Source organism: Streptomyces iakyrus (assembly GCF_000717055.1).
Taxonomy (GTDB): domain Bacteria; phylum Actinomycetota; class Actinomycetes; order Streptomycetales; family Streptomycetaceae; genus Streptomyces; species Streptomyces iakyrus.
On the sequence record NZ_JNXI01000004.1, the window covers coordinates 368,864 to 380,474 of the forward strand.

At 71.2% G+C, this 11,611-nt stretch carries 10 protein-coding genes; 8 read left to right on the forward strand and 2 right to left on the reverse strand.

The genetic code is table 11. From position 1 onward, the window contains the following. Positions 1 to 75: 75 nt before the first annotated feature. Positions 76 to 1,704, forward strand: a complete 1,629-nt coding sequence (locus OO68_RS09810) for a sensor histidine kinase (RefSeq protein ID WP_033308013.1) — start codon at positions 76 to 78, stop codon at positions 1,702 to 1,704. Beyond that, on the forward strand, positions 1,701 to 2,402 hold the full coding sequence (locus tag OO68_RS09815; RefSeq protein WP_033307819.1) for a response regulator: 702 nt from the start codon (positions 1,701 to 1,703) through the stop codon (positions 2,400 to 2,402). The genes OO68_RS09810 and OO68_RS09815 overlap by 4 nt, the downstream gene beginning before the upstream one ends. Here the strand turns inward: OO68_RS09815 and OO68_RS09820 are convergent. Together OO68_RS09820 and OO68_RS09825 are read right to left on the reverse strand one after the other, a co-directional pair. Continuing rightward, on the reverse strand, positions 2,384 to 2,863 hold the full coding sequence (locus tag OO68_RS09820; RefSeq protein ID WP_033307820.1) for a MarR family winged helix-turn-helix transcriptional regulator: 480 nt from the start codon (positions 2,861 to 2,863) through the stop codon (positions 2,384 to 2,386). The two genes, OO68_RS09815 and OO68_RS09820, sit on opposite strands and share 19 nt — an antisense overlap. Positions 2,864 to 3,020: 157 nt before the next feature. After that, complete coding sequence (locus OO68_RS09825) at positions 3,021 to 3,968, reverse strand: methionyl-tRNA formyltransferase (RefSeq protein ID WP_033307821.1); 948 nt, start codon at positions 3,966 to 3,968, stop codon at positions 3,021 to 3,023. 248 nt (positions 3,969 to 4,216) lie between these two features. On the opposite strand from OO68_RS09825, the gene OO68_RS09830 reads away from it, so the two are divergent. From OO68_RS09830 to OO68_RS09855, 6 genes are all read left to right on the forward strand, one after another. Beyond that, positions 4,217 to 5,575 carry a lysine N(6)-hydroxylase/L-ornithine N(5)-oxygenase family protein gene (locus tag OO68_RS09830; RefSeq protein ID WP_033307822.1) on the forward strand — a complete coding sequence of 453 codons (1,359 nt, stop codon included), beginning with the start codon at positions 4,217 to 4,219 and terminating at the stop codon, positions 5,573 to 5,575. 51 nt (positions 5,576 to 5,626) lie between these two features. Beyond that, positions 5,627 to 6,688 carry a FecCD family ABC transporter permease gene (locus OO68_RS09835; protein WP_051814559.1) on the forward strand — a complete coding sequence of 354 codons (1,062 nt, stop codon included), beginning with the start codon at positions 5,627 to 5,629 and terminating at the stop codon, positions 6,686 to 6,688. Further along, a complete protein-coding gene (locus tag OO68_RS09840) occupies positions 6,685 to 7,755 on the forward strand; it encodes a FecCD family ABC transporter permease (RefSeq protein WP_033307824.1) in 1,071 nt (356 codons plus the stop codon). Before OO68_RS09835 ends, OO68_RS09840 begins: the two co-directional genes overlap by 4 nt. A 39-nt stretch (positions 7,756 to 7,794) precedes the next feature. Beyond that, the gene (locus tag OO68_RS09845) at positions 7,795 to 8,652 is read left to right on the forward strand and encodes an ABC transporter ATP-binding protein (protein ID WP_033307825.1); all 858 of its coding nucleotides are present in this window, start codon (positions 7,795 to 7,797) and stop codon (positions 8,650 to 8,652) included. An 89-nt stretch (positions 8,653 to 8,741) separates the two neighbouring features. Continuing rightward, the gene (locus OO68_RS09850; RefSeq protein ID WP_033307826.1) at positions 8,742 to 9,800 is read left to right on the forward strand and encodes an iron-siderophore ABC transporter substrate-binding protein; all 1,059 of its coding nucleotides are present in this window, start codon (positions 8,742 to 8,744) and stop codon (positions 9,798 to 9,800) included. 4 nt (positions 9,801 to 9,804) lie between these two features. Then, a complete protein-coding gene (locus tag OO68_RS09855) occupies positions 9,805 to 11,592 on the forward strand; it encodes an ABC transporter ATP-binding protein (RefSeq protein ID WP_033307827.1) in 1,788 nt (595 codons plus the stop codon). Positions 11,593 to 11,611 lie beyond the last annotated feature (19 nt).

An 11,611-nucleotide genomic window follows, 5' to 3' on the forward strand; every position in this document is an offset into this window, starting at 1 on the left:
GTGGGCGTCATGATGGTGCGGCTCGGAACATGAGCCGCCCCTCCCCGCGTGGCGGCATCGGAGATTGAGTTCGTCGTGGTCGCCACCTTCCGTCGCCACTCGCTCGCGGGCGAGATGCTGGTGCTCCAGCTCGCCATCGTCGTGGTGGTGCTGCTGGCCGTCGCCGCGGTCTCCCTCGCCCAGTCCCAGGCCACCTTCAACCGCGTCGAGGGACGCCGGGTGAGCGCGCTCGCCGAGCAGCTGGCCGCCAACCCCCTGGTGCGCAGCCAGCTGGTGCGTCCCGCGCCGGGAGAGGCCCTCGCCCCGCTGGTGCTGGCCACGCAGGCGCAGTCGGGAGTGACGTCGGTGACGGTGGCCGACGGGGCCGGGCGGATCGTCAGCTCCACGAACCCCACGGTCATCGGCGAGCGCATGCGGCTCGGCCCGGGCACCGGCCGGGGGCGCGGCTGGTCCGGGCAGCTGACGCTGGACGGCAACCGCGAGCTGGCGGCCCAGGTGCCCGTCCTCGGAGCGACCGAGGAGAACCTGGGCCGGATCCTGGGCACGGTGATGATCGGCGAGGCCGATCCGACGGTGTGGCAGCGGCTCAGCGGCGCCTCCTCCTACCTGCTCGCCTACCTGGGCATCGCCAGCGGACTCGGCGTGGCCGGCTCCTGGCTGCTGGCCCGACGGGTGAAACGGCAGACCCTCGGGCTGGAGCCGGGCGAGATCGCCGGGCTCGCCGAGCACCGGGAGGCGATGCTGTACGGGATCGCCGAGGGCGTGATCGCCCTGGACCCGCAGCACCGGCTCACCCTCGTCAACGACATGGGCCGCCGCCTGCTCGACCTGCCCGAGGACTGCGTCGGCCAGAGCCTCACAGGCCTCGGGATCGACGGGCGGCTGCGCGACGTGCTGTCCGGCACCGCGGCCGGCGAGCGGGACGAGGTCGTCGTCCGCCACGGCCGGGTCCTGGTGATGAACCGGATGACCGTCACCAAGGACGGCCGGTCCCTCGGCTCGGTCACCACGCTGCGCGACCGCACCGAACTGGCCCGGCTGGAGCGGGAGATCGGCTCCTTCCGCAGTTCCTCGGAGCTGCTGCGCGCGCAGGCGCACGAGTTCGCCAACCAGCTGCACACCATCTCCGGCCTGATCCAGATCGGCGAGCAGGACGAAGTGGTCAGCTACATTCGCGCGTTGAGCCGCCACCGCCAGTCCCTGGACGTCACCCTCAGCCGCCGTGTCCGGGACACCGCGGTGGCCGCGCTGCTGATGGCGAAGGCGTCCCTGGCGGCGGAACGGAAGGTCAGCCTGCGGATCTCGGACGACACCGCCCTGGAGCGCCTCGCCCCGGAGGACGCCGCCGACGTGGCGACCGTGGTGGGCAACCTGGTGGACAACGCCGTTGACGCAGCCGCCGCCCGCGACGACGCCTGGGTGGAGGTGGCGCTGCGCCAGGACGCCTCCAGCGTGGAGATCGCGGTCCGCGACTCGGGGCCGGGCGTGGCTCCCGAACTGGCCCACGAGGTCTTCTCCCACGGCTTCACCACCAAGGCCGCGCGGGAGGGCGAGCGCGGCATCGGACTGGCCCTGACCAAGCTGGTCTGCGAACGGCACGGGGGAGAGGTCTCGGTGTCCAACACCCCCGAGGGGGCCGTGTTCACCGCACGCATGACGGTCAGCCACCTCACCGGCACGGTGGCGGAAGGAGCGGCCCGATGACCGCGGCAAGCGACAAGGCGGACGCGATCGACGTCCTCGTGGTCGACGACGACTTCATGGTGGCCAGGGTCCACCGCGCCTTCGTCGAACGCGTCGAGCCGTTCCGCGTCGTCGGTACGGCCCACACCGGCGGACAGGCCATCGAGGCGGCCGACGCACTGCGCCCCGATCTCATCCTGCTCGACCTGTACCTGCCCGACCTCTTCGGACTCGACGTCATCCCCCGGCTGCGCACGGCCGGCCACGACTGCGACGTCATGGTCATCAGCGCCGCGACGGAGGCCGACACCGTACGCGGCGCGGTCCGGCGCGGTGTGGTCGACTACCTCCTCAAGCCCTTCGACTTCGAGGACCTGCGCCTGCGCCTGGAGCGCTACGCGGCCCAGCGGGGCCGGCTGCTCACGACGGTGGTCCGCGGGCAGGCGGACGTGGACCGGGTCCTGGCCGGTGCCTTCGCCCCCGCCCCGGCGCCCACCTTGCCCAAGGGCATGAGCGCGGAGACCGCCGGGCTCGTCGAGCGGGCCCTGCGCGCTGCGGACGGCACGCTGTCCGCGAGCGAGTGCGCCGCCCTCACCGGAGTGTCGCGGGTCAGCGCCCGCCGCTATCTGGAGTACTTCCACGGCACGGGCAGCGCGGAGGTTTCCCTGCGCTACGGCGTCGCCGGCCGGCCCGAACGGCGCTACGGCTGGCGGGCCTGAGCCGCCGGCCGGATGCCGGCCGCGGGGCCCATGTCCTCGTGGTGGGCGTGCACGCGCCGCAGCAGGGCGGCGAGTTGCTCCCGTTCCGCCTCGCTCAGCGGCGTCAGGAGGTCGTCGTCCGCGGAGGCGATGTCGGCGCTGAGATGGTCGAGGGCGAGTCTGCCCTCCGGGGTGATGAGGACATCGACGCGGCGGCGGTCGGTGAGGCTGCGGACGCAGGTGACCTGCCCCGCGTCGGCCAGGTCCTTCACGATCTTCGCGAGGTCACTGGCGTTCATGTCCAGCCGGGCGGCCAGCACGCCCTTGGGCTGCGGACCGAGGTCGGCGACCAGGGTCAGGACGGTCAGATGCCACAACCGCAGCCCTCGGGCGGTGAGCTTCTCCGACAGGGTGCGGCGGGCGGCCTTTCCCGTCGCGTACATCAGGTACGCGCTGAGGTTCAGCACGCTGGGCGGGGTCATGCGTGAACGTTAGCCCGGCTGTGCCCTTCCTGTGAACGTCGTCCGGACACAGGGCACTTGGAGGATGCAGGGGCGTTGAACGCGACCGTCGCCGCGCGGACCTGTGCCGCGCGGCGACGATGCCGGCCGGCCCCGGGACCGTACCGGGGCCGGCACGTCAGGGGCGGGTGGTGAGGTAGCCGCCCATGGAGGTGAAGTACTCGGTGGCGGGCAGCTCCCGGCCGTCCTCGGTGCGGACGCGCGTGATGGCCAGGCCGTGGTTGCGGCCCGTCCGGGCGTCGGCGCCGGCGACGATCACCACCCCGTCGCCCTCGCGGTAGAAGATGCGGCCGGGCGTGCCGCCGTAGCGGCCCTCGGACACGAACGAGGCCAGGACGTCGAGCCGCTTGCCCTTGTGGAAGGTGTAGGCGCTGGGGTACGGCTCGGACTGGGCGCGCACCAGGCGCTCCAGGTCCTCGGCCGGCCAGCTCCAGTCGATGCGGCTGTCGTCGTCGGCGCGCTTGTGGAAGAAGGACGCCTGGGAGCGGTCCTGCCGGGTGAACTCGGTCTGCCCGGCGGCGATCAGGTCCAGTGCGCCGATGGTGACCGGGGCGATGAGGTCGACGGTCTTGTGGAAGAGGTCCGTCGCGGTGTCCTTCGGGCCGACCGGCACGGCCTCCTGCCGGACGATGTCGCCGGCGTCGAGCTCGTCGTTCATCATGTGCGCGGTGACGCCCACTTCGGGTTCGCCGTTGATGAGCGCCCAGATCAGCGGGGAGAACCCGGCGTACTTCGGCAGCAGCGAGTCGTGCACGTTCAGCGTGCCCCGGCGGGGCAGGCCGAAGATGCGCGGGGGGATCCACGTACGCCAGTTGTTGGCCACGATGATGTCCGGGTCGGCCTCCTTGAGGCGCTCGAACAGCTCGTCGTCGTCCGGGCGGTTGCGGATCAGCACCGGGACGCCGTGCTCCTCGGCGAGGTCCGCGACGGAGTCGCTCCAGATCTTCTCGTAGGCGTGCTCGCTCTTGGGGTGGGTCACGACCAGCACCACGTCGTGCTCGGACTCCAGGAGGGCTTGCAGGGTGCGGTGCCCCCAGGTCTGGTAACCGAACATGACGACCCGCATGGGGTTCCTCCTCAGAGCAAGGTGTTGGCCGAGGCAAGTAAAGCAAGGCTTACCTTAGTCCGCAACGGGTGGGTGTTCCGCCGCAGTTGAGAGGCCCTGTGCGTCCGGCTGTCCGTTTTGCCCTGTCGACACCCTCGCGGGTTTAGCTTAGGCTCACCTAAGTTCCCTTGGGGTGCTGCATCGTCTGCATGCCCATCTTTCGTTCCCTCCGCACCTGACACGCGGCTGCCCCGCACGATGGGAGTGACATGTCGCAGGTTCTTCCTGATGACGCATCACCGGTCCATGACCTGATCGGTATCGGCTTCGGGCCGTCCAATGTGGCCATGGCGATCGCGCTCCGCGAGCACAACACCCGCGTCGGCAGGCAGGAGGCGATCACCGCTCACTTCTTCGAGCAGCAGCCCCGTTTCGGCTGGCACCGCGGCATGCTCATCGACGACGCCACCATGCAGGTCTCCTTCCTCAAGGACCTGGTGACGCTGCGGAACCCGGCCAGCGAGTACAGCTTCCTCTGCTACCTGCAGAGCAAGGGCCGGCTGATCGACTTCATCAACCACAAGAACCTGTTCCCGCTGCGCGTGGAGTTCCACGACTACTTCGAGTGGGCCGCGTCCCAGGTCGACGACATGGTCTCCTACGGCCACGAGGTCGTCGGGGTCGCGCCCGTGACCCGGGACGGCGTCGTGGAGTACCTGGAGGTGACCGTCCGCTCGGGCGGCGGTCTGGAGGTCCACCGGGCCCGCAACCTCGTCATCGGCACCGGCCTGCGCCCCCTCATGCCCGAGGGCGTGGAGCGCGGCGAACGCGTCTGGCACAACTCCGAACTCCTGGCGCGAGTCGACGAGTTGGAGGGCACCTCGCCCTCCCGGTTCGTCGTCGTGGGGGCCGGCCAGAGCGCCGCCGAGAACGTCGCCTACCTGCACCGCCGCTTCCCCGGGGCCGAGGTCTGCGCCGTCTTCTCCCGCTACGGCTACAGCCCCGCCGACGACAGCAGCTTCGCCAACCGGATCTTCGACCCCCAGGCCGTCGACGAGTACTTCGTGGCGCCCGAGGACGTCAAGCGCCGCCTGATGGACTACCACGGCAACACCAACTACTCCGTGGTGGACATCGACCTGATCGACGACCTCTACCGGCAGTCGTACCAGGAGAAGGTCCTCGGCACCGAGCGCCTGCGCTTCCTCAACGTCTCCCGCCTCACCGCCGTCAAGGAGACGCCCACCAGCGCCCTGGCGACGGTGAAGTCCCTCGTCACCGGCGAGGACACCGAACTCGACGCCGACGTCGTCGTGTTCGCCACCGGCTACAGCCCCGCCGACCCCACCGGTCTGCTCGGCGAGGTCGCCGACCGCTGCGTCCGCGACGAGGAGGGCCGCGTGCGCGTCGAGCGCGACTGGCGCATCGCGACCGACCCCGCCCTGCGCTGCGGCATCTACCTCCAGGGCGGCACGGAACACACGCACGGCATCACCTCGTCCCTGCTGTCCAACACGGCCATCAGGGTGGGCGAGATCCTGGACTCGCTCCTCGGACGCGGCTCCGCTCCCGCCGCCGACGAGGCCCGCACGCTCGCCGACGGAACGGGCAGCACGGCCCGTCCGTAAACACCGCGCTCGATCAACTCACCGCCGGCGCAAGGGATAACGTACGTCCACATGGGCACGACTGCTGTGATGGAGCGCCCCGCGCCCGGGGGCTTGTCGAAGACCCGTCGGCGACGGGTCACGGGTCTGGGCATCCTGCTGGCGGTCCTCGTGGTCGCCGCGGCGCTGTCGCTCGCCGTCGGCGCCCGGGCGCTGAGTCCCGCCGAAGTCTGGCACGGGCTCTTCGGGGCCCCGACGTCCGACCAGCGGCTCACGGAGATCCGGCTCATCGTGGAGACCGTCCGGGTGCCCCGTACGGTGCTCGCGATCGTGGCGGGCATCGCCCTGGGGATCGGCGGGGCACTCATCCAGGGGTTCACCCGCAACCCGATCGCCGACACCGGCCTGCTCGGCGTGAACACCGGCGCGTCGTTCGCGGTGGTGTCGGTGATCGCGGTCTTCGGGTTCTCCGACCCCTTCCAGTACGTCTGGTTCGCCTTCCTCGGTGCGGCGGTCGCCGGTGTCGTGGTGTTCGGTCTCGCGAGCATCGGCCGGGGCGCCGGCAACCCGCTGACCCTGGCCCTGGCCGGGCAGGGGATCACGGTCTTCCTGATGGCGATGACCACGGCGGTCGCGCTGTCGAACCAGGCCTCGCTGAACGCCCTTCGGTTCTGGAACGCGGGCTCCGTGGCCGGCGTCGGCTTCGACGTCATCTGGCCGGTGACCGCGTTCGTCGCCGTCGGCGTGGTGCTGGGGCTGACCACGTTGCCCTCGCTCAACCTGCTCAATCTCGGTGACGACGTGGCGCGGGGGCTCGGCGTGAACATCGCGCTGAGCCGGACCGTCGGCATCACCGCCGTCACGCTGCTGGCGGGGGCGGCGACGGCCGCGTGCGGCCCCATCGCCTTCCTCGGCCTCATGGTGGCCCACGTGGCCCGCCACCTGACCGGCCCGGACTACCGCTGGCTGGTGCCCTGCGCCGGACTCCTCGGCGCCGTCGTCCTGCTGGTCTGCGACATCATCGGCCGACTGGTGGTCAGGCCGGGCGAGCTGGACGCGGGGGTCGTCGTGGCGCTCCTCGGCGCCCCCTTCTTCGCGGTGCTCGTCTGGCGCGGAAAGTTCAGGAGCGCATGAAGGTGACCGACCTGACCGAAGTGAAGCCGTCGCTGCCGCCGGGCGTGCGGCTGGGCCGGGTGTCGTTCTTCTGGCGGCCCTGGCTGGTGGGCGTCTCGCTGCTGCTGGCGGCGGCCGCCTTCCTGGTCTTCTGCGTGTCCATCGGCGTCGGGGACTTCCCCATCGGCCTGCCGCAGGTGATCCGCACGCTCCTGGGGCGGGGCGAACAGGTCGACGAGTTCGTCATCATGGACCTGCGGATGCCGCGCGCCCTGGCCGGGCTCGTCGTGGGGATCGCGCTCGGGGTGTCCGGGGCGATCACCCAGTCCATCGCCCGGAACCCCCTGGCCAGCCCGGACGTTCTGGGTATCACCACGGGCGCGAGCGCGGTCGCGGTGTTCCTCGTGACGGTGTCGGGCGGGGCCGCCGCGGCCGTGACCGAGACCGTGGGCCTGTCGGCGGCGGCGCTCGCCGGCGGTCTGGGCACGGGGCTGCTGGTGTACTTCCTTGCCTGGCGGCGCGGGATCGACGGCTTCCGGCTCATCCTCATCGGCATCTCGGTGAGCGCCGTGATGGAGGCCGTCACCACCTGGCTGCTCGTCAGGGCCGACATCAGGGACGTGGCCCAGGCGCAGGCCTGGCTGGTCGGCTCGCTCGACGACCGCTCGTGGGGCGAGGTCGAAGTGGCCCTGTGGGGCACGCTCGTGCTGCTGGTCGTCGTGGCCGCCGTGGCGTTCCAGTTCAAGCCGATGCACTTCGGCGACGAGGTCGCCGCCGGGCTCGGGGTGCGGTACGCGGCCGTGCGGGCGGTCCTGCTGCTGTGCGCGGTGCTGCTGGCCGGTGTGGCGGTGAGCGCGGCGGGCCCGGTCCCGTTCGTCGCGCTGGTCGCCCCCCAGGTGGCGATGCGGCTGGCGCGCTGCCCGACACCGCCGATGCTCGCCTCGGGCCTGGTGGGGGCGCTGCTGCTGATCGGCTCGGACCTGGTCGCACGGGCCGTCCTGCCGGTCTCGCTCCCGGTCGGCGTGGTCACCGCCGCGATCGGCGGGCCCTTCCTCGTCTACCTGCTGGTGCGGGCCAACCTCCGGTAGATGTACAAGAGTCAGGTGAACCTAAGCAAGGGGGGACCCGTGGTCGCACAGTCCGTCACCGAGGCCGCGGTCGGCGACGCCTCGCGTCTGGCAGCCCGAGACGTCACGGTCGGCTACGGCGGCCGGACCGTCATCGACGGCCTCGACGTGGCGATACCGCCCGGGGTCGTCACCACGATCATCGGCCCCAACGGCTGCGGGAAGTCCACCCTGTTGCGGACCCTGTCACGGCTGCTCAAGCCCACCCGGGGGACGGTCGTCCTGGACGGCGAGGACATCGGCAGACTGCGGACCCGGGACGTCGCGAAGAAGCTCGGCCTGTTGCCGCAGGCGCCGGTCGCGCCGGAGGGGCTGACAGTGGCCGACCTGGTCGCCCGGGGCCGGCACCCGCACCAGAGCTGGCTGCGGCAGTGGTCCTCGGACGACGCCGAGGTCGTGGAGCGCGCGCTCGCCATGACCGGCGTGGCCGACCTGGCCGACCGCCCGGTCGACTCGCTCTCCGGCGGGCAACGGCAGCGCGTGTGGATTTCCATGACGCTGGCTCAGGGCACCGATCTGCTCCTCCTGGACGAGCCGACGACCTATCTGGACCTGGCCCACGCGGTCGACGTCCTGGACCTGGTCGACGATCTGCACGAGTCGGGCTGCACCGTCGTCATGGTGCTCCACGACCTCAACCTCGCCGTGCGCTACAGCGACCACCTCGTCGTGATGCGGGAGGGGTCGATCCTCGCCCAGGGCCATCCGCACGACGTCGTCACCGCCGAACTGCTGGACGACGCCTTCGGGTTGCGTGCCCAGGTGATCGACGACCCGGTGGGCGACCGGCCGCTGATCGTGCCCATCGGGCGTACGCACGTGCGCCCGGGACACATCCCGATAAAGGAGCAGAGGTAAGGCTAGGCTAACCTCACTCCATCACGGTAAGGTTTGCCTGCCCTTTAGGCGAGGGTGCAGCGAACTAGCGCGAAAGCAAGGGGTTTTGGATGCTCCTCCATCGAACGACGTCCCGGAAGCCATGGCGGCGGCTGGCGGCGGTCGTGTCCGCGGCCACCCTCGGCGTCGGTCTCCTCGCGGGATGCGGCTCCGACTCGGCGGACACGGCGGACAGCAAGAACGAGGGCACCCAGTCCGCGGCGGCCGGTGCGTTCCCGGTCACCGTGGAGCACGCGTTCGGATCCACGAAGGTCGAGAAGGCACCCCAGCGGGTCGTCTCCGTCGGCTACACCGACGACCAGACCATCCTGGCCTTCGGCATCAAGCCCGTCGGCATGGTCGACCAGTACCCCAACCCGCCGGGCAAGTCCCCCGACATCAACACCCAGTGGCCCTGGGTGAAGGACAAGTGGGGTGACACCAAGCCCGAGGTCGTCATGAAGAACGGCGACTCCGGCCCCAACTACGAGAAGATCGCGGCCCTGCGGCCCGACCTGATCGTCGCCGTCTACTCCGAGATCGACCAGGCCGGCTACGACAAGCTCTCCAAGATCGCTCCCACGGTGGCCCGCACCAAGGGCGAGAAGGAGCCCTTCAGCGCCCCCTGGCAGGACAACGCCCTGCACATCGCCAAGGCCCTCGGCAAGGCCGACGAGGGCCAGAAGATGGTCGACGACATCCAGGGCCAGCTGGACACGGCCAAGAAGGAACACCCGGAGCTCGGCAAGCAGACCGCCGTCGCGCTGTCCTGGTACGAGAACTCCGTGGCGCCGTTCACCTCCACCGACGTGCGCGGCCGGCTCGTCTCGGGCATCGGCTACAAGTACCAGACCGGGATCGACAAGGTCGCCGGGGGCAGCTTCTACACCAAGCTCTCGCCCGAGCGCATCGACCTCGTCGACGTCGACCACATCTTCGTCATCAACGACAAGGCCGACACCGAGGCCCTGAAGAAGTTCAAGCTGTTCGCCAACCTCGACGCCGTGAAGAAGGGCAACGTGTCCTACCTGCTCGACAGCGAGGGACCGGCCGTCGGCGCGGCCATCTCCCAGGGCACCCTGCTGTCCATGCCGTACGCGATCGACGAGCTCGTCAAGTCGGTCGAGTAGGGAAGTGAGCACCACCGACACGCGCGTCGCCCCGGCGGCCCTGCGCACGACGACCGGACGCGAGGCCGCCCGCTGGGTCGCTGGACACTGCCGCGCCATGCCCGGGCTCTCGGCCGCGACCGTGCTCACCACGGTCGCGGGGGCGGCGCTCCAGGTGCTCCCGGTGCTCCTGCTCGGCCGGGTGGTCGACGGGGTGGTCGGGGGCGATGACCGTTCGGTCCTGGTCACGATCGGGGTACTGATCGGTGCCGCCGCGCTGCTCGGCGCGGCGGCCACCGCGGTCTCCACCTACCTGATCGGACGGCTGGGCGCGGATCTGCTCGCGCGGCTGCGGGAAGGGGCCGTCCGGGCGGTGCTCGGCATGCCGAGCACACGGATCGAACAGGTCGGCCGGGGAGACGTGCTCTCCCGCGTCGGTGACGACGTGGCCGTCATCTCCAAGGGCATCCGCACGGCCGTCCCCACGGTGTTCTCGGCCGGCGTCCTGGTCGTCATCGCCACGCTCGGCATGTTCGGCCTTGACTGGCGGCTCGGGCTGGCCGGCGCCGGCGCGCTGCCCGCGTACGCGCTGGCCCTGCGCTGGTACCTGCCCCGGTCCGCCCCGCTCTACCGCAAGCAGCGCGTGGCCCAGGCCGACCGGGCCCAGGCGTTCATCAGCGGCCTGAACGGCATCGACACGGTGCGCGCCTACCGGCTGGAGGGCGCCTTCCGCGAGAAGGTCACCACCGAGTCGTGGCGGGTGCGCGAGCTAGGGATCGAGGTGTTCCGGTTCTTCGGCCGGTTCGTCGGCCGGGAGAACCGCGCCGAGTTCATCGGCCTGGTCCTGATCCTCGTCGTGGGGTACGCCCTGCTGGAGGCCGACGCGGCCAGCCTGGGCGAGGTGTCGGCGGCGCCGCTGCTGTTCCACCGGCTGTTCACCCCGCTGGGCGCCATCATGTTCACCTTCGACGAGGCGCAGAAGTCGGGCGCGAGCCTGACCCGCCTGGTCGGGGTGCTGGGGGAGTCCGCCCAGGAGCGGCTGGTCGGCGATGAGTCGGTCGCCGCGGCCGAAGCCGGGGCGTACCCGGTGACGGTGGAGGGGCTGACGTTCCGTTACCCCGGCTCGGGGGAACCGGTGCTGCGGGACGTGGACCTGACGATCCCGGCGGGCGGATCGCTCGCCTTGGTGGGCGCCACGGGCGCGGGCAAGACGACCCTGGCCGCGCTGATCGCCGGCATCGGCACCCCGGAGGCCGGCTCGGTACGCATCGGGACGACGGATCTCTCCGGCCTGGACGAGGCCGGGGCGCGGGCCCTGGTGAGCATCCTGACGCAGGAGACACACGTGTTCTCCGGTCCGCTCGCCGACGACCTGCGGCTGTCCGCGCCGGGGGCGAGCGACGCCGAGCTGATGGACGCCCTGCGCACGGTCGGTGCGGACGGCTGGGTCGGCGCGCTGCCCTACGGGCTGAACACCCCGGTCGGTGAGGGCGGTGAGCGCCTGGACGTCACCAAGGTCGCCCAGATCGCCCTGGCGCGGCTGGTGCTGGGCCGGGCGCCGGTGGTGGTGCTCGACGAGTCGACCGCGGAGGCCGGCAGCGAGGGCGCCGCCGAGCTGGAGCGGGCCGTCCTGGCGGCGTGCGCCGGACGCACCACGCTGTTCGTGGCTCACCGGCTGACCCAGGCGATGGCCGCGGACCGGATCGCCGTGCTCGACGCGGGACGCGTGGTGGAACAGGGGACGCACGAGGAACTGGTGGCTCTGGGCGGCCGGTACGCACGACTGTGGCGGGCCTGGCGAGAGGGTAGTTAGGCAACCCTAATTTAGGTTA

Excerpts from the sequence above, each read along its gene's own strand:
- OO68_RS09815 (WP_033307819.1), top strand. The coding sequence starts at position 1,701 with ATGACCGCGGCAAGCGACAAGGCGGACGCGATCGACGTCCTCGTGGTC.
- OO68_RS09820 (WP_033307820.1), bottom strand. The coding sequence starts at position 2,863 with ATGACCCCGCCCAGCGTGCTGAACCTCAGCGCGTACCTGATGTACGCG.
- OO68_RS09825 (WP_033307821.1), bottom strand. The coding sequence starts at position 3,968 with ATGCGGGTCGTCATGTTCGGTTACCAGACCTGGGGGCACCGCACCCTG.
- OO68_RS09830 (WP_033307822.1), top strand. The coding sequence starts at position 4,217 with ATGTCGCAGGTTCTTCCTGATGACGCATCACCGGTCCATGACCTGATC.
- OO68_RS09835 (WP_051814559.1), top strand. The coding sequence starts at position 5,627 with ATGGGCACGACTGCTGTGATGGAGCGCCCCGCGCCCGGGGGCTTGTCG.
- OO68_RS09840 (WP_033307824.1), top strand. The coding sequence starts at position 6,685 with ATGAAGGTGACCGACCTGACCGAAGTGAAGCCGTCGCTGCCGCCGGGC.
- OO68_RS09850 (WP_033307826.1), top strand. The coding sequence starts at position 8,742 with ATGCTCCTCCATCGAACGACGTCCCGGAAGCCATGGCGGCGGCTGGCG.